Raw genomic sequence first — 21,726 nt, 5'->3', positions numbered from 1 at the left:
TTGCAGGCGAATCGAGGTGGCAGAGGGGCATCTTCCCTCGGCCCACCCGGATCGCCTGCGAAACGCGTGGGGTCGTCGTGGGTGGTTCGCGTTTCGCAGGCGATTCGGCCTCTCGAGGGCGATCGTCCCTCGTGCGCCGGGATCGCCTGCGAAACGCATCGGGTCTCTCGCGACCGGCGCCGCCTGCGAGACCCCTGACGGCTGTCGACGGAGTCGCCGTCGCTGCTGTCGAGGGGGCCTCAGCGCAGCCGGACGAAGGCTCGCAGCGGATGCGGAGCGACGTCGTGGGCCTCGGTGAAGCCGGCGGCTTCGTAGAACGCGCGCTGGCCGGGCTCCGCATCCGTCAGCAGCACCGTCTGCCGGATGCCCTCCGTGCGCGCCGCGATCGCGTCGAGCAGCGCTCGACCGATGCCGGTGCGTTGCTGCGACGGAGCGACGAGGACGTCCTGCACGTACGCGATCGTCGCGCCGTCGGAGACGACGCGAGCGAGACCGACGAGCGCGCCGTCGTCGTCGCGGGCGGCCAGGACGAGCCAGGCGCCATCGATGCCAGCGAGCAGGGCCTCTCGGTCGCGCGTGTACGCGCTCCACCCGACGGCGTCGTACAGGGCGACGAGCTCATCGGGATGGGGTCGATCCGGGGCGATCGTCGCGGGCATGCCTCCATGCTCGCAGTGCTGGGCGACCCCGACGGCTGCGCCAGGCGATCGGCGGCGAGTCGCGGCACCGTTCCCCGCGCCCTGCGCGCCTCAGAACTCGACGACCCCCGCGGGCTGGCGCAGCGCATCCGACAGCAGCGTGATCGTCTCGACCGCGCCGCGCAGGTGCACGGCGGAGTCGTCGAGCACGTGCTCGTAGCCCAGCCTGCGCGCCTCGTCGACGCGCTTGCGCGACGCGGTCGCCGGGCGGATCTCGCCGGCGAGGGAGAGCTCGCCGACGGCCACGAGCCGCGCGGGCAGCGGCACGTCGCGCACCGACGACACGATGGCGAGGGCGATGGCGAGGTCGGCGCCCGGCTCGTGGAGGCGCATGCCGCCGACGGTCGAGACGTACACGTCGCGATCGGCCAGGCGCAGTCCCACGCGCTTCTCGAGCACGGCGAGCAGCATCGCGACGCGCGACGAGTCGACGCCGTTCACGACCCGGCGCGGATTCGGTGCCGACGAGGTGACGGCGAGCGCCTGGATCTCGACGGGGATCGCGCGGCGACCCTCGAGCGCCACCGTCACGCACGAGCCGGAGTCGGGCGCCGTCTGCCGCGACAGGAACAGGCCCGAGGGATCCGGCACCTCCGCGATGCCCTCGCCCGTCATCTCGAAGCAGCCGATCTCGTCGGTCGGGCCGAAGCGGTTCTTCGTCGCCCGCACGAAGCGCAGCGCCGTCTGCCGGTCGCCGTCGAAGTGCATGACGACGTCGACGAGGTGCTCGAGCACGCGCGGGCCGGCGATCGTGCCCTCCTTCGTCACGTGCCCGACGAGCAGGATGGGGATGCCGGTGGTCTTCGCGAGGCGCGTGAGCGCGTTCGCGACGTCGCGCACCTGGCTCGGCCCGCCGGCGATGCTGTCGTTGTCGGCGTTCGCCACGGTCTGCACCGAGTCGACGATGACGAGCTCGGGCTCGACGGCGGCGATCTGCCCCATGATCTGCGCGAGGTCGGTCTCGGCGACGAGGTAGAGCCGTTCGTGCAGCGCTCCCGTGCGCTCGGCGCGCAGCCGCACCTGCGCCACCGACTCCTCGGCGCTCGCGTAGAGCACGCGCCTGCCCGCCTGCGCCGCGCGGCTCGCGACCTCGAGCAGCAGCGTCGACTTGCCGACGCCGGGCTCGCCCGAGCACAGCACGGCTGCGCCGGGCACGATGCCGCCGCCGAGCACGCGGTCGAACTCGCCGATGCCGCTCGCCCAGCGCGGCGCGTCGGCGACGTCGATCTCGGTGATGGGCCGCGCGACGCGCGAGGTCGGGATGGAGGCGGCCTTCACCCGCTCCGCCGCCGCCGCGCCGACCTCCTCGACCGTGCCCCACTGCTGGCACTCGCCGCAGCGCCCGACCCACTTCGCGGTCTGCCAGCCGCACTCGGAGCAGCGGAAGCGCGCGTCGGTCCTGGCCATCCCCCGACGGTACCGGGCGCCGCCGACACCGGAGGCGGCCCATCCGCCGCCGGCGCGCGCGAGCGTAGGGTGACCGCATGCTCGTCGTCGGCTCCATCGTCATCCGCGTCGCCGACCTGCGCCGGCAGGTCGCGTTCTGGACGGCGGCGCTCGACTACGTCGTCCGCGAGCCGATGGACGACGACTTCGCGCTCCTGCGCTCGCGCTCGGGCGCCGGGCCGAACGTCTCGCTCGACGCGATGCCGAGCGAGCGGGTGCTGCCGCCGCGCATCCATCTCGACCTCTACGCCGAGGACCAGGCGGGCGACGTCGCCCGGCTCGAGGCGCTCGGCGCCGAGGTCGTGCCCTGGGATGGGCGTCCCGACGACGCGGACTACGTCATCATGCAGGACCCCGAGGGCAACCGCTTCTGCGTCGTCGACGCGGCGGGCTGGCCGGGCTTCGAACGCCACCGCGTCGTGCCGCTCGTCTGATCGCCCGTCGCTCCCATCACCGTTCCTCGAGGTGCGAGCGGAGCGAGCCTCGAGAGGGACCCTCGGGAGACGCTCCACGGAGCGATCGCGCTACCGTCGGACGATGGCCGACACCACCGTGCGCACCGCGACCGTCGACGATGCGCGCGCCATCTCGGTCGTGCAGGTCGAGACGTGGCGCGCGGCGTACGCGGCCCTCATGCCCGAGGCGCTGCTGCGCAGGATGGACGTCGAGCGCAGCACCGCGCGCCGCACGGAGACGTGGGCGCAGCGGCATCGCGATCCGCGCGTCGCGGACCTCGTGGCCGAGCGCGACGGCGAGGTCGTGGGCTGGGCGTGCGTCGGCCCGACCGATCAGGACGACCTGCCCGCCCACGGCCAGCTGTTCGCGATCTACGCGCTCGAGCACGCGTGGTCGTCCGGCGTCGGCCATGCGCTCATGGCCGAGGCGGAGACGCGGCTGCGCGACGCCGGCTTCGAGCGGGCGTGCCTGTACGTGCTCGACGGCAACCATCGCGCCGCCGCGTTCTACGAGCGGCACGACTGGCGCGAGGACGGCCGCACGTGGATCGACGAGCGCTTCGGGTACGACGGCGTGCTCGTGCCGCTGCTCGAGCGCCGTCGCGTCCGCGACCTGGGGGAGGACGCGTGACGCTCGTGCGCGACGCGACGGCCGCCGACGCCGCCGGGGTCGCCCGCATCCACGTCGCCGCATGGCAGCACGCCTACGCGGGCCTCATCGACCAGAGCGTGCTCGACGCGCTCGACGTCGCCGACAAGACATCCTCGTGGACGCGCTGGCTGCAGCGCTCGCTCGCCGGCGAGGGCACCGACGGCGAGGTGCGCCACGCGATGGTCGTGGCCGAGCGCGACAGCGCGGTCGTCGGCTGGGCGACGTTCGGCCCGGCGCGGCTGCCGGAGCGTGCGGGATGGGGCGAGCTCGCCGGGCTGTACGTGCACCCCGACGCGGCGCGCGGCGGCGTCGGGGCTGCGCTCGTGCACGAGGTCGAGCGCAGGCTCGCGACCGCGGGCTTCGCGCGCGCCTACCTGTGGGTGCTGGAGGGCAACGCCGCCGCCGATGCGGCGTACGAGCGGTACGGCTGGCACCTCGACGGCGCGACCCTCGAGGATTCGCGCACGGATCCCACGCGCGTGCTCGTCGATCGCGCCCGCGTGCGCGACCTCCCGGCCGGCTGAGCGGGCCGTTTTGGGCGGGACCCCTCGACGTGTGTATCCTCGACGGCGGTGACGTGTCCGAGCGGCCGAAGGTGCAACTCTCGAAAAGTTGTGTGGAGTAACCCTCCACCGTGGGTTCAAATCCCACCGTCACCGCCAGCGAGAAGCCCCGACCAGCAGGTCGGGGCTTCCGTCATGTGCGGGGGAGTCGCCTCAGACGCCGAGCTCGTCGAGCGCGTCCTCGAGCGTCTCCATCTCGCGGGAGGGCTCGTCGCCGTCCTCGGGCACCACGAGCACGCCGTATCCGTCGCCGACGGGCACGACGAGGCCCACGACCTCGCCGCCGACGACGACCTCGAGCACGGCGTCGTCGCGGCCGCCGTCGAGGGCGCCGGGCGCATCCTCGTCGTCGCCGTGCGTGCTCGCCGCGTCGAACGCGACAGGCGCCTCCGGGGCTCGCAGCAGCACGTCGGTGCCGTGGTGGGAGGTCTCGAGGGCGGTCTGCGCGACCGCCTCCACGAATGCGTCGTCCAGATCGGTCATGGCTCCACCCTCTCGCGCCGGCGGGACACGCGCCACCGGGTGGCGCGAGCGCGACTCATCGCTCGTCGTCGCCGAGGAGGGCGCGCCGCGCGCGCTCGCGCTCGGTCGCGTCGATGCGGCCGGATGCGAACGCCTCGTCGATCTCGGCGAGGCGCTGCTCGAGCGTCGCGTCGTCGGGCGCGACGGGCGAGGGCGGACCGGGCAGCGGCACTTCCTCGGGGCGCTGCGACCACGGACGGGGCGGCAGGGGCGGCGCGCCGTCCTGCAGGTCGCGGTTGCGGCGCATCGACGCGATCGCCGCGACGATGCCGACGAGCGTGCCCGCCGCGACGACGATCGTCACGACGACGCGCGCCCAGTCGGGCAGGAACGCGATGAGCGGCACGGCGGCCGAGGACTGCAGCATGCTCCCACGGTACGCGGCTCGCTCCGCCGGTCCGTGAAGCACGGTTCGCATGCGCTTCGCAACGGCCTGCTGGGCGCCTCGACGACGCACCTACCGTCGGCCTCGGGTCGCAGTCGACCGAGGACATGAGGAGCGTGCGATGCGCAGAGGACGGATGACGATGGCGGCGGCGAGCGCGGTGGCGGCGCTCGCGGTCGCGGGATGCGGTGGCGGCTCGGCCGGAGGTCCTGTCGAGTTCACCGACGAGCCGGAGGACTCGCTCGAGGTCTGGGGGTTCGAGAACGCCGACGACGTCGGGCAGTCGCGCCTCGACCACGCTGCGGCGCAGCTCGACGGCGTGGAGATCGAGATCGACGCGGCCGCGTTCGACGCGCAGCGCTTCACCGCGCAGGCTGCGAGCGGCGATCTGCCCGACGTGGTGCAGATGGATCGCAACTTCGTCGCGACGTACGCGGCGCAGGGGCTCATCGTGCCGCTCGACGAATGCCTGGCGCTGCACGACGTGGACCCCGAGGAGCGCTGGTATCCGCAGGTCGCGGCCGACGTCACCTACGACGACCAGCTGTGGGGCGTGCCGCAGTTCTACCAGCCGCCGCTCATCCTGCTGAACGAGCGCGTCGTCGCCGAGGCGGGGCTCGATGCATCCGCCTTCGACATCACCGATCCCGACGGGCTCGTCGCGGCCGTCGAGCAGCTGACGGTGCTCGACGGCGACACCCCGACCCGGCTCGGCTTCGACCCGCAGGGCGTGTCGAAGGCTGCGCTGTGGATGCTCGCGATGGGCGGCAGCATCGTCGACGAGGACGGCGTGCCGTCGCTCGACGATCCGGCGAACGTCGAGGCCATCGAGCTGCTGCAGCGCCTCTACAACGCGCAGGGCGGCTACGCGCAGGTGCGCTCGTTCGTCGACGCGTTCGACCTCTTCGGCGACGGCAACCCGTACGTGACCGACCAGGTCGCGGCCGCGGTGTTCGACCAGTGGTACGTCAACGTCCTCACGCCCTACGCCGACCAGGTCGAGCTCGGCGCGACGCCGATGCTCGACGCGGACGGCGAGCCCTTCACGGCGGCGAGCGGACAGGCGTTCGTCGTGCCGATCGGCGCCGAGCACCCGTCGGCGGCGTGCCGATGGATGCTCGACCTCACGAGCGAGGACGCGTGGATGGCCGCGGGCGCGGCGCGCGCCGAGACGACGGCCGCGGAGCCCGAGCGCAACGGCATCAACGCGGGCCTCTTCACCGGCTCGCCCGGCGCCGACGAGGCGGTGCGCGCCGAGTACGTGCAGCCCACCGACTACCCGGGCTTCGACGCGACGATCCAGGCGTACTACGACGTCGCCGCCGAGGGCGTCTCGTTCGGCGCGACTCCGGCGGGGCAGCAGCTGCAGTCCGAGCTGCAGGACGCTGTCATCTCGGCGCTGCTGGGCGAGGCGAGCCCCGAGGATGCGCTCGCCGACGCGCAGGACGCCGCGATGCGCGCGTACGAGCAGGTGTCGGGCGGCTGATCGCTCGCGCCGCGACGCGGCCCCGTCCCGAGCGGGCGGGGTCGCGTCGCGCGTTGGCTGGTCTGTGCGGGTCGGTGCCCTCGCAGCTGGTCGAGGAGTGCGCGAGCCCTTGGGCGAGCTCGCGTCATGAGACCCGCCGTCCGTGCGGATCGTCGGCAAGCGAGACGTGCGTTCGGTCCCTCGGGTCTCGTGACGCGGAGGCGCTGCGCGCCTGCGCTCCTCGACCAGCTGGTGGGGAGCGTCTCGAGGCGATGCGAGGCGAACGCGCCGAGCGCGGTCGGCTCAGCGCGGCGTCGGCACGAGCTCGACGTCGATCGTCGCGCCGTCGATCGTCGCGAGCATGACGGTGCCGACGGGCTGCCGACGGCGATCGGTGGGGGAGCCGGGGTTCAGCAGTCGGAGGCCGCCGGGCGTCGTGGAGTCCCACGGGATGTGCGAGTGGCCGAAGACGAGCACGTCGCACGGCTCGTCGCTCGCCGCCCCGAAGCGTGCGTCGCAGCGTCGCTCGCGGCCCGCCGCGGCGCCCGTCTCGTGCACGACCGCGATCCGCACGTCCTCCACCGTCACGCGCGCGACCTCGCCGAGGCGTGCCCACAGCGCGTCGCCGTCGTTGTTGCCCGCGACACCCACGAGTCGGGCGGCGCGCGCCTCGAGCGCGTCGAGCAGGTCGACGTGCACCCAGTCGCCGGCGTGCACGACGACGTCGACGTCGTCGACGAGACCCCACACCTGGTCCTGCAGCGCCGTCGCGCGCACGGGCAGGTGGGTGTCGCTCAGGAGCAGGAGCCGCGTCGTCACGCCTACCAGTCTGCCGGTGCGCGCACGCGCGACCAGCCGGTCGCGCTCGTCGCGGCCGCGAGCACCGCGACCAGCGCGGCAGCGACGAAGGCGGCCGGGAGCCCGATCGCCGGCTCGAGCGCGCCGACCGCGGCGGCCCCCACGGCCTGGCCGAGGACGAGCACGACGAAGAGCATCGCGGTGCCGGCCGCCGCGTGCCGCGCCTCGATCGCGGCCGTCCATCCGATGAGCGCTCCCGTGCCCGCCGTGTAGCCCCAGCCGAAGGCAGCGAGCGCGACGACGGCGACGAGGGATGCGCCCGGCGACGCCGCGAGCGCGACGGTCGCCGCCGCGACCGTCGCGACCGTCGCCGTCCATGCGCGTCGCGGTCCGAGGCGATCGAGCACGCCCGCCGTGAGCACCGCGAGCGCACCCCCGGCCCCGAGCGCCACCCAGGCCAGCGTCGAGCCGGTCGCGGTCGCGCCGGCGTCCACGAGGATCGTGCGCCCGAAGCTCCATGCGGCGGCCGAGCCAGCGCCGAGCAGCGCCGCCGCGACGATCGGCGCCGCGTGCGCGCGCAGCCATCCGCGCGACACGCGTGCCGTGTCCGCGTCGTCCTCGACGCCCGGCTCGGGTCGATGCGTCACGAGGATGCCGACCGCCGCGCCCGCCGTGACCACGGCGGCGACCAGCCAGACCGTGCGCCAGTCGACGGCGAGCGCGAGCGCCGCCGCGATGGCGATGCCCGGTCCGGTGCCGGCGTTCACGACCGACTGCAGCCGCGGCCTCGACGCCGTGGCGCGATCGACGCGCAGCATCGCGACGAGCGACGGCGAGGCGAGACCGGCGCCAGAGGAGGCGGCGATCGCCGCGATCGCGAACGCACCTGCGTCGCCCGCCGTCGCCATCCCGACCGCACCGAGCGCGGCGCCGAGGCCGCTGCGACGACGAGCGCTCGAGCGCGCCGACGCGCCAGCACGAAGCCGATGACGGCGCCGAGGCAGTAGACCGCGGATGCGCTCGCGGAGATCGCGCCGGCGGCGGGCGCATCGATGCCCAGCTCGTGCTGCACGTCGGGCAGCAGGAGCCCGTAGGCGAGCCGCACGAGGCCGTAGGTCGCGGCGATCAGCGCGATGCCCGACGCCACGACCGGGGCACTCCTCGTCACAGACGAAAACGATCGTTTCACTTTGGCAGTCTACGGTGGGGGCATGGCGATGCGCACCTCCACCCGCGAGCGCATCCTCGACGCCGCCGACGAGCTCTTCGCCGTGCGCGGCATCGCCGCGACGCCCGTCGATGCCGTGCTCGAGCGCGCCCGCGTCTCGAGCGCGACGCTCTACCGCGGGTTCGCGAGCAAGGAGGCGCTCCTCGCCGCCGTGCTCGAACGGCGGCACGAGGAGTGGCTCGCGACGTGGGATGCCGCCGTCGACGACGCCTCCGACCCGGAGGGCAGGCTGCTCGCGGTCTTCGACGCGCTCGACGCCTTCCGCGACCGCCCGCGCGGCTCGCGCTGGTGCGCCTTCCTGGGGGCGGCGGCCGAGTACGCCGACGCACCGGCGGAGGTCGCGCGCGCCGTGCAGGCGGACACCGATGCGCTGCGCGATCGGCTCGCCCGCCTCGCCGCGGATGCCGGCGTCGACGACGCCGACGCTTTCGCCGAGCGCCTCCTGCTCGTCGTCACCGGCGACCTCGCGATGCGCCTGCGCGAGCCGGGCCGCACCACGCGGACGGCGCGCGCCGTCGCCGAGGCGCTCCTCGCCCAGGCGCGGACGCTCGCCTAGCCCTTCCGCCCCTGCGTCGCGATGCCCTGCACGAAGTAGCGCTGCCCGAAGGCGAACAGCAGCAGCATCGGCAGCGTCACGAGCAGCGCCGCCACCATGACGTACTGGTAGTCGCCCTGGCCGCCGTTCGTCGGGCTGAAGCGCGTCATCGCGCTCGCGATGCCGAGCGGCACCGTGTATCGGTCCTCCGACCCCGTGTTGAGGTAGATGAGGGCTGCCTGCAGGTTGTTCCACGACGCCTGGAACTCGAACAGCAGCACGATGATGAACGACGGCACCGACAGCGGGAAGGCGATGCGCCAGAACATGCCCCACGGGCGCAGGCCGTCGACCGTCGCCGCCTCGAAGAGCTCGCGCGGCAGCCCGAGGTAGAACTGCCGCTGCAGGAAGATGTAGAACGCCGACCCGAAGAGGTTCGCGCCCCACAGCGGCACGCTCGTGCCGACGAGGCCGAGCTCGTTCCAGATGAGGTACTGCGGCACGAGCGTCACGGCGCCCGGCAGCATCATCGTCGCCAGCACGATCCCGAACAGCACGCCGCGGCCCGGGAAGCGGAAGTACGCGAAGCCGAACGCGACGAGCGACGACGAGACGGCCACGAGCACGGCCGCGAGCACCGCGATGAGCACGCTGTTGCCGACCCATGCCGCGAGCGGCAGCTCGCCGAAGACCTCGACGTAGTTCTCGGGCGTGAACGTCTGCGGCCACAGCCGGTTGTCGAAGACCTCCCCCCGCGGCTTGAGGCTCGCAGCGAGGAGCCACGCGAGCGGGTAGAGGAACAGGGCGGAGATCACGAGCAGCAGGGCCCAGCGCAGCACCTGCCCCGCCCATCCCCATGCCGTCAGCGGTCGGCTCCGTCGGTCGCCGAGGCGTCGCCTGCGGCGCTGCGGCATCGCGGCACCGGTCTGCACGGCCGTGGCGGCCTGCGGCGTCGCGGTCATCTCAGCGCTCGCTCTCGTAGTAGACGAACCGGTTGCCGACCTTCACCTGGATGAGCGAGATCGCCAGCACGATGACGAACAGCAGCCAGGCCATCGCGGCGGCGAAGCCGAAGTCGAACTGCCGGAAGGCCTGCTGGAAGAGATAGATGGCGTAGAAGACGGAGGCGTCGGACGACGCCTGCACCTGGTCGCGATGGAAGAGCAGGAAGGCCTGGTCGAAGATCTGGAACGCGGCGATCGTGAGCACGAGCACGTTGAAGAAGATCGCGCCCGAGATCATCGGCAGCGTGATCGACCAGAAGCGGCGCACGGGCCCGGCGCCGTCGAGCTCGGCCACCTCGTAGAGGTCGCGCGGCACCTGCTGCAGCGCGGCGAGGAAGATGACCATCGTGCCGCTCACGCCCCAGATCGTCATGAGCACGATCGACGGCTTGATCCACGCCGGGTCGACGAGCCACTGCGGCCCGTCGATGCCGATCGCGGCGAGCCCGCGGTTGATGGCGCCCTGACTGCCGTTCAGCAGCAGCAGGAAGACGGATGCCGTCGCGACCGTCGGCGTCATCTTCGGCAGGTAGAAGATCGTGCGGAAGAGGCCGGACCCCTTCCGGACCCCGTTGAGCAGCAGCGCGAGCAGCAATGCGACGGCGACCTCGAGCGGCACCGCGAGCACGGCGTAGAAGAGCGTGTTGCCGAGCGCCGTCGCGACCATCGGATCCTCGACGAGCCGCTCGTAGTTCGCGGTGCCGACGGGGGTCGCCGTGTTCGTGGCGAGCTGGTACCGCGAGAACGAGATGACGAGGCTGTAGACCATCGCGCCGAGGGTGAAGACGAGGAAGCCCACGATCCACGGCGAGATGAAGAGGTAGCCGGCGATCGCCTCGCGGCCGCGCATCGTCCGATGCCATGGGCGTCGCTCGCGCCTCGCCGGCGGCGCCGCGCCCGCATCCGCTCGTCGTCCGCCGTCGTCGCCCGACGCCGTCGTCGCCGTCGTCTCGCTCACCGCCATCGCATCGCCTTCCGCTGTGCGGCGCCGAGGCACCGCTGCTCGGACGGTAGGAGCGGCTCGGCGTCGCTCGGCAGGCGGTTGCGAGGAGCAGCGCTTCTCGCGTAGGAGCGCTGCGCCCGGGTGCACGGCGCAGGAACGCTGCGCCCGGGCGCAGGGGGTCGACGGGGCGGCCGCTGCTCTGCCGGGCCGCACGGCCGCGCGCCCGTAGGCTCGGAGCATGAGCACGGCCCCCATCTCCGCACGCGTCCCCGACCTCGGCGAGCCCGGGTTGCCGGAGCCGGTCGCGGGCGTCGCGTGGCGTCGTCCGACCGTCGCGGACGCGCCCGCGATGCACGTCGCGGCCAACCTGTCCGGTCGCGTCGACCACCCCGAGTACCAGGTGCCGCTGCAGGAGATCGTCGACGACTTCGCGGCGAGCCACGTCGACGTCGAGCGCGACCTCGTCGTCGGCGAGCGGGACGGCGCGATCGTCGCGATCGGATCGGCCGTGATGCCCGACGGGCAGACCGACGTGCGCCGCGTCTTCCTCGGCGGCACCGTGGTGCCTGAGGCTCGCAGGCAGGGGATCGGCGCCGCGCTGCTCGCCTGGGAGGAGCGTCGAGCCGTACAGCGCCTGCGCGAGCACGGCGACGACGTGCTGCCCGCGCAGATCCACGCCTGGGCCGGATCCGAGAACGCGACGGTGCCCTTCCTCACGAGCGCCGGCTACGACGTGGTGCGATGGTTCACCGACCTGCATCGCGACCTGTCGCAGCCCATCGAGCCGCTCGACGACGGCGGGCTGACGATCGTGCCGTTCACGCCGGACCTCTTCGAGGCGGGCCGCATCGCGCGCAACGACGCCTTCCGCGACCACTGGGGCTCGCAGCCGACGACGGCCGAGCGCTGGGGCCGCTTCGTGGGCCGCGACATCCTGCGCTCCGACCTGTCCGCCGTCGCCGTCGAGGGCGACCGCATCGTCGGCTTCTGCCTCGCCGAGCACGACCCCGACGACGCCGCGGTCGCGGGATTCACGTCGGTCTACGTCGCCCTCGTCGGCGTCATCCGCGAGCGCCGCGGGCTCGGCATCGCGCCGAGGCTGCTGACGCGCACCCTCGAGGCGGCACGGGATGCGGGGCTCGAGCGGGCGGTGCTCGACGTCGACTCCGAGTCGCCCACGGGCGCCGTCGGCCTCTACGAACGGCTCGGCTTCACGACGGCGAAGCAGTCGGTCGTGCTGGAGCGCGCCTGGTGAGCCCCCGCGGGCGCGCGTCGCGGCCCGCCCGCCCCGGGCGGCCGTCGGGAGCGCGCGCCCAGGGCGGCGGCGCGAAGGGCGGCGGTGCGAAGGGCGCGGGCGCGAAGGCAGGCGGGGTGCGGCGTCCCGCATCCGCCCGCAGCACGGTCGAGCCCGCTGCCGCGTCCGCGCCCCGCGAGCCCTTCCGCCTGACGTACGTCGAGGGCGCGACGCCCGCGCGCTGGATCCGCGCCTGGGGCGAACGGATGCCGCAGCCGCTGGAGCACGAGCGGGTCGCGCTCGAGCAGCAGCTCGACGCGCTGCGCGCCGGCGACGCGGACGCTGCGATCGTGCGGCTGCCGATCGACGAGGGCGGGCTGCACGTCGTCCGGCTCTACGACGAGCGCGCGTTCGTCGTCGTGCCGCGCGAGCATCCCCTCGCCGATGCCGAGTCGGCCGTCGTGGCCGACCTCGACGACGCGTCGACGATCGCGCGCGGCACGATGACCTGGCAGGAGCTCGTCGAGGTCGTCGCGTCGGGAGCGGGCGTGGCCGTGATGCCGCAGTCGCTCGCTCGGCTGCACCATCGACGCGACGTCGCCGCCGTGCCGGTCGCCGACCTCCCGCCGACGACGATCGCGCTCGTCTGGCAGCAGGAGCGCGACGCCGACGACGTGCAGGCGCTCGTCGCGATCACGCGCGGCCGGTCGGCTCGCTCGTCGCGCTAGGAGCCGCGGGCTCGCCGACCTTCCGCGAGCCGACCGCCGCTCGCGGCCCGGCACCCGACGCTCCGTCCGCGCGACCGCTCGTCGAGGTGCGAGCGCAGCGAGCCTCGAGGCGAGCCGCACCGAGGCTGCACGCCCGAGACGGCGCGTGGCCGCGTCGTGCGGTGATCGGTCGCGTCCTGCGGTGGCGCGTCGCTCATCGGTCCGAACGTGGACCGATCGCCGACCCCGACAGCGACGGCGACGCGAGCCCTCAGCCGGGCAGCACCCGATCGAGGAACGCGACGACGTCCTGCAGCTCCTCCTGCACGATCGAGTGCCCCATGGCGTACTCGTGCGCCTCGACGTCGGTGTGCTCGCGCATCCACGCGGTCGTGCGGCTCGTCGCGTCGCGCGCGATCATCTCGTCGGCGGATCCGGATGCCTGGAAGGCGGGCACGCGCGGATCCGCCGCGGCGAGGGCCGCGTCGCCGGGCGCCGTGCCGGCGAAGACGAATCCCGACAGCTGCACGACGGCGGCGAAGCGCTCGGGCGCGTGGCGCAGCAGCTGCAGCGTCATGGCACCGCCCTGCGAGAAGCCGAGCAGCGAGACCGAGCGGAACTCGTCCTCCAGCCCGTCGAGCCAGGCGAGCACGCCGCGGCTCGAGGCGTCGATGAGGCTCGCATCGGTCGACATCTGGCTGCCGGCGGCGTACCAGGCGTAGCCGGTTCCGTAGCGCAGCGGAGCGCGCAGCGCGGCGATCGTGAGCCGATCGGGCAGGAAGGGTGCGAGCGCGAAGAGGTCGCCCTCGTGGCTGCCGATGCCGTGCATCACGACGAGCAGGTCGCTGCCGGCACGACCGTCGATCGCGTCGCGCCACAGCACGGCGTCGGCGTCGATCGCGTGGACGGGCTGCGCCTCCGCGCCTGTCACGCGAGCGACTCCACGACCTTCGCGACGCGCCTGGCCCGCGTGTCCTCGGCCTTCGCCGACTCCACCTGGCGCACGTGCTCCTTGCGCCTCGACGGCGAGAGGGCATCGAAGGCGGCGCGCGCGCCCGCGGCGTCGAGTGCGGCCGCGAGGTCGTCGGGCACGGGGGTGTCGCGGCTCGACGTGTCGAGCTCGAGCGTCACCTGGTGCTCCTCGCCACCCGTGACCCCCGCGTCCTTGCGGACCTGCGCGGAGACGGGGATGAGGTAGCGCCCGCCCATGACGGCGATCGTCGAGGGGTACTCGTGGCCGTTCAGGGTGACGACGACGGGCACGCGCTTGCCGACGCCGAAGCCGAGCACGACGTCCTCGGGCACCTCGATGCCGACGTTGTTGCCCTGGCTCAGCAGGGTCGTGGTGAAGGTGGGCATCGCCGCTCCTCTCGCGCGCCCGCGGCGCTCGGCGCCAGCATAGGCCGCATGCGTGGCCGCCGGGCGAGGCGAGAAGCCGGCGCCCGTCTCGTCGGGGCCGTCGCCTGCCGCCGACTCGACGCTCGTGGTGGTGATCGGTCGCTCGGTGCACCAGCGAGCGACCAACGTCGCCTGCGCACTCGGTCACGAATGGCGTGACTGGTCGCAGTCGCACCGGACTGGTCGCAGCTTCGGCGCGACCGCGACCAGTGACCGGTGCATCCGCGACCGGTCCGGTGCATCTGCGACCAGTGCGGTGCACCTGCGAGCAGGCCCGGGTGCATCGCCGACCGGTCCGGCGCACCTGCGACCAGTCCTGCCCGCGGCGAGCCGCCCCGCGCGCCGCGATCGCCCATGACGGCCCGCGCCGCGCGGGGGATGCCACGATGGATGCATGTCCGTGCGCACTCCCGACCGCAACCCCGGATGGCTGAGCGACGACGACCTCGCCGAGGCGAGGCGTCGGCTGCCCATGCTCTACGTGGAGGCCGTGCCCGTGCGCCTCGACGGCCAGGGACGCGTGACCGACGTCGGGCTGCTGCTGCGCGTCGGCGCGTCCGGCGCCATCGCGCGCACGATCGTCTCCGGCCGCGTCATGCACGGCGAGACGCTGCGCGACGCGCTCGACCGGCATCTCGAGAAGGACCTCGGCCCGATGGCGTTCCCGCAGCTGCCGCCGTGCCCGACGCCCTTCCACGTCGCCGAGTACATGCCGATCCCCGGCGACGGCATGTACCACGACGATCGGCAGCACGCCGTCTCGCTCGTGTTCATCGTGCCCGTCACCGGCACCTGCGAGCCGCGCCAGGACGCGCTGGAGCTCACGTGGCTCACGCCCGACCAGGCGGCCTCCGAGCTCGTGACCTCCGAGATGGAGGGCGGCCGCGGCGCGCTCGTGCGCTCGGCGCTCGCGCACCTCGGCGCGCTGCGCTGACCGCGGCGAACGGACGTCGCGACGGCGCATGACGCCGCGTGACGCGCGCGCATCGCAGGCTCTGCGGCGCGCGCGTACGCTCGCGACCGTGTCCGCCGACTACCAGATCCAGCTCGAGTGGGGCGTGCAGGCGCTGCGCGCCCACCCCGCCGACGTCGTGATCGTCGCCGACGCGGATGCAGGGGAGTCGGGCGACGCGCTGCGCGCCGCCGACGCGGGGCTCGTGCTCGCCGCCACGCTCGAGACGGCGGACGAGGTCGCCGAGATCGTGCTCGCCGAGCAGGGGCGCCTCGGTCGCCGCGCATCCATCACGATCGCCGCGGCGGGCGACCGCTGGCCCGACGGCTCGCTGCGCGTCAGCGTGGCCGACACGCTCGTCGCCGGTCGCGTCGTCGACGCGCTCGCCGAGCGCGGCATCGACTTCCACTCGCCGCAGGCGGCCGTCGCCTGCGCGGCCGCGGTCGCGCTGCGCGGCGCGACGGGCCACCTCGTGACCGCCGAGCGCGCGAGCCGCGAGCTCGCCGCCGCCGTCTGACGCGGCGTCAGTCGGGTCGCACGACCGCCGATCGGATCGGCTCGGGCGACCATCGTGCATCCGCATCGCGCAGCGGCGCGGCACCGTCGACGATGCGCGACACGTCCGCGACGAGGGCGCCACGGGAGGTGTCGCCGGCGAGCGCGGCGCGGATGCGGTCGGCGGCGAGGGGCGCGTCGCTCGCGACGACCACGGCGTTGCCGAACCGCGCGCCGGCCAGCACGGATCCCTGCACGACGAGCGCGACGTGCGCGAAGGCCGCCTCGAGCGCTGCGAGGTGCGCGCTCGTGAAGCCGAGCTCGGGGCCGGCGACGCCGTTCACGACGAGCACGCCCTGCGCGTCGAGCGCCGCCCGCGCAGCGAGGGCGCACTCGAGCGACGTGAAGGCGGGCGGGATGCGCCCGCCGGCGAAGACGTCGATCGCGACCCCGTCGAGCGATGCCGGCGCGGCGGCGTCGAGCCATGCGCGCGCGTCGCCGACCACGACGCGCACGCCGGCGGGCGGGGGCGCGTGCGTGACGACGAGGTCGACGATCGCCTGCTCGAGCTCGACGACGACCTGCTCGGCGTCGGGCCGCGCGTGGGCGACCTGCCGCGGCAGGCTCATCGCGGCGCCGCCGAGATGCGCGAGGCGCACGGGCGCCTCGGCGCCGAGCGGACCGGCGAGCGCCGCGAGCATCCACCGAACCGTCGCATGCGGGGAGGGTTCGGCGTCGTCGCCGACGTGCGACTGGCGGAAGCCGTCGACCTCCAGCGCCCAGCCGTCGTCGAGCACCACGATCGACGCGGTCTGCCCGCTCGAGAGCGTCGCCGACCACGACGACCGCGGCGCGCCGCTCATCGCACGCGCTCCCAGGCGATGCGATGCGCCGCGTCGAAGCGCTTCGAGCACTGGCCGCAGCTCGTCGCCCGCGTCGGCCGACGGAAGCGGTGGTGCACGTGGCCCGCCGGGCAGCGCCCGACCCACGGGGCGAGCTCCGAGGCGATCGCGCCATCGTGCAGGCGTCCGCCCTCGTAGCCGAGGTCGCGGGCGACGCGGCGCCAGCGCGGCCCGTGGCCGGCGTCGAAGCCCGCGAGCGCGTGCGCGACCTCGTGCAGCAGGATCTGGTGGACCTCGTCGTCCTCGTAGCGTGCGGCGAGATGCCGCGAGACCGAGATGCGATGCCGCGCATGATCCGTGAGCCCCGCGCGGCGCTTCGCGTGGTCGAAGCCGAACGACCACGAGTCGTCGAGGTGGATGCGGATGAGCGACTCCGCCCACACCCGCACACGAGCGAGATCAGCCATGCGCCGCACGCCGTCCTCGCGCGCCGCACCGCGCCGATCGCGCTGAGCCCCGCATCCCCACGCATCCATCGTCGCACCGACCGCCGACGCACCGCCGCTGCGGCAGCGCCGCCGCGACGCGCGGCGTCGACGGTGACGCGGTGACCACGAGGGCGCCCAGTCACCTCGTCAGGCTCGACAGTGGTCAGCAGATGCCGCCCGAGCGGCGTGTCGGCGACATCTGCCGACCACTCACCGACATCGAGCGACCACTCCAGCGATCGGTCAGCACCGGCGGGCGGTGGGCGCGCGTGGCGGGCGTCACTCCCGCACGAACACCCGACGGCCGCCGACCCAGGTCTCGTCGTTCGTCGTGTCGCCGATCTCGTCGACGTCGCCCGCGAACGGGTCGCGGGAGGCGACGGCGAGGTCGGCGAGGCGCCCGGGAGCCAGCACGCCCGACTCCCAGCGGTTCACCCACGCCGAGCCGGCCGTGTAGGCGGCGAGCGCCGTCGACAGCGGCAGCGCCTGCTCGGGCAGGAACGGCCGCATCCCTCGAGAGCCCGGCTCGGTCCGGGTGACGCCGACGTGGATCGCGGCCCACGGATCGGGCGTCGAGACCGACCAGTCCGAGCCGGCGGCGAGCACGGCGCCCGCGGCGGTGAGCGACGCGAACGGGTACTGCCACGACACGCGCGCCGCGTCCTCGCCGCCGAGGAACGGGATCGTGAGCTCGACCATCTGATCCTCGAGCACCGCCCAGAGCATCTGCATGTTCGCGGCGACGCCGAGCTCGCGGAAGCGCCCGCGGTCGTCGGGATGCACGACCTGGATGTGCGAGATGTGCGGGCGCGAGTCCACCCGGCCGTTCGCGGCGCGCGCCGCGGCGACGGCGTCGAGGCACTCGCGCACCGCGCGGTCGCCGATCGCGTGGAAGTGCGCCTGGAAGCCGAGCCGCTCGAGCGCGGGCAGCGCCTCCGCGAGCACCGCGGGGTCGTGGAAGGAGAGCCCGTCGTTCGCCGTCGCGTGGCCGTGGCCGTCGCAGTACGGCTCGAGCATGCCCGCCGTGAAGTTCTCGGCGACGCCGTCCTGCATGATCTTCACGCTCGTGGCCGCGAACGTCCCCGCCGACCACGCATCCCTGCGCTCGACGAGCTCGGGGATCTGCTCGACGCCGCGGCCGCGCTCCCACCACAGCGCGCCGCGCACGCGCGCCGTCAGCTCGCCGGACCGGGCGAGGGCAAGGTACGTCGGACCCGGGTTCGGCGCATCCCCGTAGTCGCCGAGGATCGCGTCCTGCCAGCCGACGACGCCCAGCGAGTGCAGGTACCGCTGCGCCACGCGCAACGCCTCGCGCATCCGCTCGGGCGACTCGACGGGGATGAGCCGGTTCACGAGCGTCATCGCGCCCTCGTGGAGGGTGCCGCTCGGCGTGCCGTCGGCGAGCCGCTCGATGCGCCCGTCGGCGGGATCGGGCGTCGACGCGTCGATGCCCGCCATGCGCAGCGCCACCGCGTTCGCCCATGCGCCGTGCCCGTCGCGGTTCGTGAGGAACGCGGGTCGGTCGGGCACGATCCGATCGAGGTCCGCGGCGAGCGGCGTGCCGCCGGGGAACGCCGCCATCGCCCAGCCGCCGCCGAGCAGCCACGGCTCGTCGGGATGCGCGGCGACGTAGTCGGCGATGGCCGCGAGGTAGGCATCCCGGTCGATCGCCGTGCCCGACAGGTCGCAGCGGAGCATGTCGAGCCCGCCCCACGCGGGGTGCACGTGGCTGTCGACGAAGCCGGGCGTCAGCAGCCTGCCGCGCAGGTCGACGACCTCCGTCGTGCTCGTGCGCAGCTCGAGCACCTCGTCGTGGCCGACCGCGACGATGCGGTCGCCGGCGATCGCGAGGCTCGTCGCCCACGAGCGCGCGGCGTCCGCGGTGAAGATGGGTCCGTTCGTGAAGATCGCGTCGACCACGGTGCGTGCCTTCCGTCCTGCAGCGGCGACCGCGCTCGCGATCGCGTCGAATGGGTGCGCGGCCTCAGCCGCCGGTCATCGTGCGGGCGATCTGCGCCGTCGAGTCGCCCGAGCGCCGCAGCACGATCGCGACGAGCACGAGCACGAGCAGCGTGAGCACGAGCATCACGGTCGACATCGCCGCGATCTCGGGCCGCAGCCCCGAGCGCACGGATCCGAGGATGTAGACGGGCCACGGCGTGGATCCCTGCACCGAGACGAACGCCGCGATGATCGTGTTGTCGAGGCTGAGCGTGAACGACAGCAGGAAGCCCGACAGCACGGCGGGTGCCGTGAGCGGCAGCGTCACGCGTGTGAGCGCCTGCACGGGCGTCGCGTAGAGGTCGGCGGCCGCCTGCTCGAGGTGCTCGTCCATGCCGACGAGCCGCGAGCGCACGAGGTACGCGACGACCGCGGTGGAGAACAGCGACGAGCCGATCGCGAGCCGCACGATGCCGTCGTTGAGCACCGTGATGCCGAGCTCGGTGCCCAGCTGCACGAACCACGGCAGGAGCGCGACGGCATCCACGATCTCGGGCGTCACGGTCACGAGCAGCAGCAGCGCCGTGAACCACACCGTCCAGCGACCGGGGCGCCTCGCGAGCGCGATGCCCGCCATCGTGCCGAGCACCGTCGCGACGAGCGCCGACCAGATGGCGACGCGGATCGTCACGAGCACCGTCGCGACGATCTGCCGGTTCGCGAACGCCGCCTCGTAGGCGGAGAACCCGAAGCCGTCCCACGACGCGAGCAGTCGCCCCTCGTTGAACGAGTAGACGACGATCACCAGGATCGGCGCGAAGAGGAACGCCATGACGAGCCAGCCCCACACCGACAGCAGCACGTCCGTCACGGGCCTGCGACGACGGCGCGCGGCGGGGGCGGTCACGACGCCGCTCCGATGCGCAGCCGCTGCGACAGCCGCAGCGGCCAGGTGACGAGCCACAGCAGGCCCGCGGCGACCACGGCCGACAGCACGGTCGTGACGATGAGCACGACGGCCATCGCCGAGCCGAGCGCCCAGTTCTGCGCCGTCTGGAACTGGCTCGCGACGAGCTGCCCCGCCATGGTGCCCTGGGCGCCGCCGAGCACGGTCGCCGTGATGTAGTCGCCCATGAGCGGGATGTAGACGAACAGCACGCCCGCGACGATGCCGGGGCGCGCGAGCGGCAGCGTCACGGTGAGGAAGGTGCGCACGCGGTCGGCGCCGAGGTCCTTGCTCGCCTCGCGCAGCGGCCCCTCGACGCGATCGAACGCGACGTACAGCGGCAGGATCATGAGCGGCAGGTAGTTGTAGACGACGCCGATGACGACGGCCGCGCGCGTGTTGAGGAGGTCGATGGGCGGCAGCCCGAGCCCGACCATCCACTCCGACAGGAAGCCCTCGGGCGCGAGCATGACGCGCCAGCCGATCGTGCGCACGAGGAAGTTCGTCCAGAAGGGCACGAGCACGAGACCGAGCATGAGACCGCGGCGGTGCGCGGGCACCTTCGTCGCGATCCAGTACGCGGCGGGCATCGCGATCGCGAGGCACAGCACGGTGCCGACGACGCCGACCCACAGGGTGCTGGCGAAGACGGAGGCGAAGGTCGGTGACAGCGCCTCGACGTAGCGGTCGAACGAGAGGCGGTCGGTCGCGACGGTCTCGAAGAGGCTCGGCTTGTAGCCGAACGAGTAGAACAGCACGAGCCCGACGGGTGCGACGAAGAACACGAGCAGCCAGAACCACGCGGGCAGCGCGAGCAGGAAGGCGGGCGCGCGCAGGCGGCGACGTGCGGGGGGCGCGGATGCGGGCGCCGCGGGCGCGGGGGCCGTCGCGGTCACGACGCCGCCGAGGCCGTCTCGGGCGCCGGCTGCGACCGGTCGTCGGGGAAGACCGCGACGTCGCCCGCATCCCAGGCGAGCGTCACCGCGTCGCCGGGCTGCACGCTCGGCGCGCTCGGACGCGGCGTCAGCACGACGACCGAGTGCCTGCCGGCCTCGACGATGTACTGCATCGACTCGCCGAGGTGGCTGATGCCGACGAGCCTGCCCACGAGCCGGTTCTCGCCGGGCTCCTCGCCGAGCGCGAGGCGCACGGCCTCGGGGCGGATGGCCGCGCGCACCGCCGTGCCGTCGACGAGGGATGCCGTGCCGCGCAGCGTGAGGCCGTCGGCCTCCACGAGGCTGCCTGCGGCGGTGCCGGCGAAGAAGTTCTGCCTGCCGATGAATCCTGCGACGTATGCGGATGCGGGGCTGCCGTAGACGGTGTCGGCGTCGGCGAGCTGCTCGATGCGCCCCGCGCGCATGACCGCGATGCGATCGCTCATCGACAGCGCCTCGCCCTGGTCGTGCGTCACGAAGACGAACGTGGTGCCGAGCCGCGCCTGCAGCAGCTTGAGCTCGACCTGCATCTCCTCGCGCAGCTGCCGGTCGAGCGCCGACAGCGGCTCGTCGAGCAGCAGCACCGACGGTCGGTTCACGAGCGCCCGCGCGAGCGCGATGCGTTGCTGCTGACCACCGGAGAGGGCCGTGGGGCGGCGGTCGGCGAACCCGCGCATCCGCACCATGTCGAGCGCCTCGACGACGCGGTCGCCGATCTCGGCGCGCGGCACGCGTGCACGACGCAGCCCGAAGGCGACGTTCTCGGCGACGGTGAGGTGCGGGAACAGGGCGTACTGCTGGAAGACGGTGTTGACGTTGCGGCGGTGCGGCGGCACGCCCACGACGGAGGCGCCCGAGATGCGGATGTCGCCGGCGTCGGGCTCCTCGAAGCCGGCGATCATGCGCAGCGTCGTCGTCTTGCCGCAGCCGGAGGGGCCGAGCAGCGAGAGGAACTCGCCCTGCGCGATGTGCAGGTCGAGGCCGTCGACGGCCGTCTGGTCGCCGTAGCGCTTCGTGACGCCCGAGATCGTGACGTCGCCCGCGCGCGCCTCGGCGGCGGCGTGCAGGGCTGCCTGGGCTGCGGTGTCGGTCAT

At 73.8% G+C, this 21,726-nt stretch carries 25 protein-coding genes and 1 tRNA gene; 10 read left to right on the top strand and 16 right to left on the bottom strand.

Translation table 11 applies throughout. The annotated features are described in order from the left end of the window. Nucleotides 1-239 precede the first annotated feature (239 nt). Both C1N71_RS12390 and radA read right to left on the bottom strand, forming a co-directional pair. Entirely contained in the window at nucleotides 240-659 is a 420-nt protein-coding gene (locus C1N71_RS12390) for a GNAT family N-acetyltransferase (RefSeq protein ID WP_137756685.1), read from the bottom strand. A 90-nt stretch (nucleotides 660-749) separates the two neighbouring features. Continuing rightward, complete coding sequence (gene radA, locus C1N71_RS12385; protein WP_137756684.1) at nucleotides 750-2,105, bottom strand: DNA repair protein RadA; 1,356 nt, start codon at nucleotides 2,103-2,105, stop codon at nucleotides 750-752. A 77-nt stretch (nucleotides 2,106-2,182) separates the two neighbouring features. Here radA and C1N71_RS12380 point away from each other — a divergent pair, with 77 nt between their 5' ends. From C1N71_RS12380 to C1N71_RS12365, 4 genes are all read left to right on the top strand, one after another. Continuing rightward, on the top strand, nucleotides 2,183-2,578 hold the full coding sequence (locus C1N71_RS12380) for a VOC family protein (protein ID WP_137756683.1): 396 nt from the start codon (nucleotides 2,183-2,185) through the stop codon (nucleotides 2,576-2,578). 103 nt (nucleotides 2,579-2,681) lie between these two features. Then, nucleotides 2,682-3,230: a GNAT family N-acetyltransferase gene (locus tag C1N71_RS12375; protein WP_175414209.1), complete on the top strand. Its 549-nt coding sequence runs from the start codon at nucleotides 2,682-2,684 to the stop codon at nucleotides 3,228-3,230. Beyond that, nucleotides 3,227-3,775 carry a GNAT family N-acetyltransferase gene (locus tag C1N71_RS12370; RefSeq protein ID WP_137756681.1) on the top strand — a complete coding sequence of 183 codons (549 nt, stop codon included), beginning with the start codon at nucleotides 3,227-3,229 and terminating at the stop codon, nucleotides 3,773-3,775. The genes C1N71_RS12375 and C1N71_RS12370 overlap by 4 nt, the downstream gene beginning before the upstream one ends. Nucleotides 3,776-3,822: 47 nt before the next feature. Continuing rightward, nucleotides 3,823-3,913 (top strand) — tRNA-Ser (locus C1N71_RS12365). 54 nt (nucleotides 3,914-3,967) lie between these two features. Here C1N71_RS12365 and C1N71_RS15020 read toward each other — a convergent pair. Together C1N71_RS15020 and C1N71_RS12355 are read right to left on the bottom strand one after the other, a co-directional pair. Next, complete coding sequence (locus C1N71_RS15020; protein ID WP_175414208.1) at nucleotides 3,968-4,297, bottom strand: hypothetical protein; 330 nt, start codon at nucleotides 4,295-4,297, stop codon at nucleotides 3,968-3,970. 55 nt (nucleotides 4,298-4,352) lie between these two features. Beyond that, the gene (locus tag C1N71_RS12355; RefSeq protein WP_137756680.1) at nucleotides 4,353-4,703 is read right to left on the bottom strand and encodes a hypothetical protein; all 351 of its coding nucleotides are present in this window, start codon (nucleotides 4,701-4,703) and stop codon (nucleotides 4,353-4,355) included. Nucleotides 4,704-4,842: 139 nt separating this feature from the next. On the opposite strand from C1N71_RS12355, the gene C1N71_RS12350 reads away from it, so the two are divergent. Further along, entirely contained in the window at nucleotides 4,843-6,207 is a 1,365-nt protein-coding gene (locus tag C1N71_RS12350; protein ID WP_137756679.1) for an ABC transporter substrate-binding protein, read from the top strand. A 282-nt stretch (nucleotides 6,208-6,489) separates the two neighbouring features. On the opposite strand, the gene C1N71_RS12345 is transcribed toward C1N71_RS12350, so the two are convergent. After that, a complete protein-coding gene (locus C1N71_RS12345; protein ID WP_137756678.1) occupies nucleotides 6,490-7,005 on the bottom strand; it encodes a metallophosphoesterase family protein in 516 nt (171 codons plus the stop codon). A gap of 2 nt (nucleotides 7,006-7,007) precedes the next feature. After that, the gene (locus C1N71_RS15165; protein WP_137756677.1) at nucleotides 7,008-7,892 is read right to left on the bottom strand and encodes an MFS transporter; all 885 of its coding nucleotides are present in this window, start codon (nucleotides 7,890-7,892) and stop codon (nucleotides 7,008-7,010) included. A gap of 303 nt (nucleotides 7,893-8,195) precedes the next feature. Between C1N71_RS15165 and C1N71_RS12335 the strand changes: the two genes are divergently transcribed. Continuing rightward, entirely contained in the window at nucleotides 8,196-8,768 is a 573-nt protein-coding gene (locus C1N71_RS12335) for a TetR/AcrR family transcriptional regulator (protein WP_137756676.1), read from the top strand. Here C1N71_RS12335 and C1N71_RS12330 read toward each other — a convergent pair. Together C1N71_RS12330 and C1N71_RS12325 are read right to left on the bottom strand one after the other, a co-directional pair. Next, nucleotides 8,765-9,709, bottom strand: a complete 945-nt coding sequence (locus tag C1N71_RS12330; RefSeq protein WP_137756675.1) for a carbohydrate ABC transporter permease — start codon at nucleotides 9,707-9,709, stop codon at nucleotides 8,765-8,767. The two genes, C1N71_RS12335 and C1N71_RS12330, sit on opposite strands and share 4 nt — an antisense overlap. 1 nt (nucleotide 9,710) lies before the next feature. Further along, complete coding sequence (locus tag C1N71_RS12325) at nucleotides 9,711-10,601, bottom strand: carbohydrate ABC transporter permease (RefSeq protein ID WP_254678170.1); 891 nt, start codon at nucleotides 10,599-10,601, stop codon at nucleotides 9,711-9,713. A 331-nt stretch (nucleotides 10,602-10,932) separates the two neighbouring features. Between C1N71_RS12325 and C1N71_RS12320 the strand changes: the two genes are divergently transcribed. After that, entirely contained in the window at nucleotides 10,933-11,949 is a 1,017-nt protein-coding gene (locus C1N71_RS12320; protein WP_137756673.1) for a GNAT family N-acetyltransferase, read from the top strand. Further along, complete coding sequence (locus C1N71_RS12315; RefSeq protein WP_137756672.1) at nucleotides 11,946-12,656, top strand: LysR family transcriptional regulator substrate-binding protein; 711 nt, start codon at nucleotides 11,946-11,948, stop codon at nucleotides 12,654-12,656. Before C1N71_RS12320 ends, C1N71_RS12315 begins: the two co-directional genes overlap by 4 nt. A 250-nt stretch (nucleotides 12,657-12,906) precedes the next feature. Here C1N71_RS12315 and C1N71_RS12310 read toward each other — a convergent pair whose 3' ends face one another. After that, nucleotides 12,907-13,566, bottom strand: a complete 660-nt coding sequence (locus tag C1N71_RS12310; protein ID WP_254678000.1) for an alpha/beta hydrolase — start codon at nucleotides 13,564-13,566, stop codon at nucleotides 12,907-12,909. Further along, the gene (locus C1N71_RS12305; protein ID WP_137756671.1) at nucleotides 13,563-13,994 is read right to left on the bottom strand and encodes a YdeI/OmpD-associated family protein; all 432 of its coding nucleotides are present in this window, start codon (nucleotides 13,992-13,994) and stop codon (nucleotides 13,563-13,565) included. Before C1N71_RS12305 ends, C1N71_RS12310 begins: the two co-directional genes overlap by 4 nt. Before the next feature lie 433 nt (nucleotides 13,995-14,427). Between C1N71_RS12305 and C1N71_RS12300 the strand changes: the two genes are divergently transcribed. Beyond that, the gene (locus tag C1N71_RS12300; protein ID WP_137756670.1) at nucleotides 14,428-14,967 is read left to right on the top strand and encodes an NUDIX hydrolase family protein; all 540 of its coding nucleotides are present in this window, start codon (nucleotides 14,428-14,430) and stop codon (nucleotides 14,965-14,967) included. 88 nt (nucleotides 14,968-15,055) lie between these two features. After that, nucleotides 15,056-15,502, top strand: coding sequence for a hypothetical protein (locus C1N71_RS12295; RefSeq protein ID WP_137756669.1), 447 nt, complete (start codon nucleotides 15,056-15,058; stop codon nucleotides 15,500-15,502). A 7-nt stretch (nucleotides 15,503-15,509) separates the two neighbouring features. On the opposite strand, the gene C1N71_RS12290 is transcribed toward C1N71_RS12295, so the two are convergent. The 6 genes from C1N71_RS12290 to C1N71_RS12265 form a co-directional block, all read right to left on the bottom strand. Next, nucleotides 15,510-16,343, bottom strand: a complete 834-nt coding sequence (locus C1N71_RS12290; RefSeq protein ID WP_137756668.1) for a spermidine synthase — start codon at nucleotides 16,341-16,343, stop codon at nucleotides 15,510-15,512. After that, nucleotides 16,340-16,789, bottom strand: coding sequence for a SprT-like domain-containing protein (locus C1N71_RS12285; protein WP_137756667.1), 450 nt, complete (start codon nucleotides 16,787-16,789; stop codon nucleotides 16,340-16,342). The genes C1N71_RS12290 and C1N71_RS12285 overlap by 4 nt, the downstream gene beginning before the upstream one ends. 300 nt (nucleotides 16,790-17,089) lie before the next feature. Beyond that, complete coding sequence (locus C1N71_RS12280; RefSeq protein ID WP_254677999.1) at nucleotides 17,090-18,730, bottom strand: amidohydrolase; 1,641 nt, start codon at nucleotides 18,728-18,730, stop codon at nucleotides 17,090-17,092. Between the two features lie 64 nt (nucleotides 18,731-18,794). Beyond that, nucleotides 18,795-19,658 (bottom strand): ABC transporter permease, encoded by an 864-nt coding sequence (locus C1N71_RS12275; RefSeq protein ID WP_254677998.1) that lies wholly within the window; start codon nucleotides 19,656-19,658, stop codon nucleotides 18,795-18,797. Then, nucleotides 19,655-20,593: an ABC transporter permease gene (locus C1N71_RS12270; protein WP_175414206.1), complete on the bottom strand. Its 939-nt coding sequence runs from the start codon at nucleotides 20,591-20,593 to the stop codon at nucleotides 19,655-19,657. The genes C1N71_RS12275 and C1N71_RS12270 overlap by 4 nt, the downstream gene beginning before the upstream one ends. Then, nucleotides 20,590-21,726, bottom strand: a complete 1,137-nt coding sequence (locus C1N71_RS12265) for an ABC transporter ATP-binding protein (protein ID WP_137756666.1) — start codon at nucleotides 21,724-21,726, stop codon at nucleotides 20,590-20,592. The genes C1N71_RS12270 and C1N71_RS12265 overlap by 4 nt, the downstream gene beginning before the upstream one ends.

Origin of the sequence: Agrococcus sp. SGAir0287, from assembly GCF_005484985.1 — a bacterium.
GTDB lineage: Bacteria > Actinomycetota > Actinomycetes > Actinomycetales > Microbacteriaceae > Agrococcus.
Note: the sequence above shows the minus strand (reverse complement) of the source record. Positions and strands in the feature narration are given on the sequence as shown.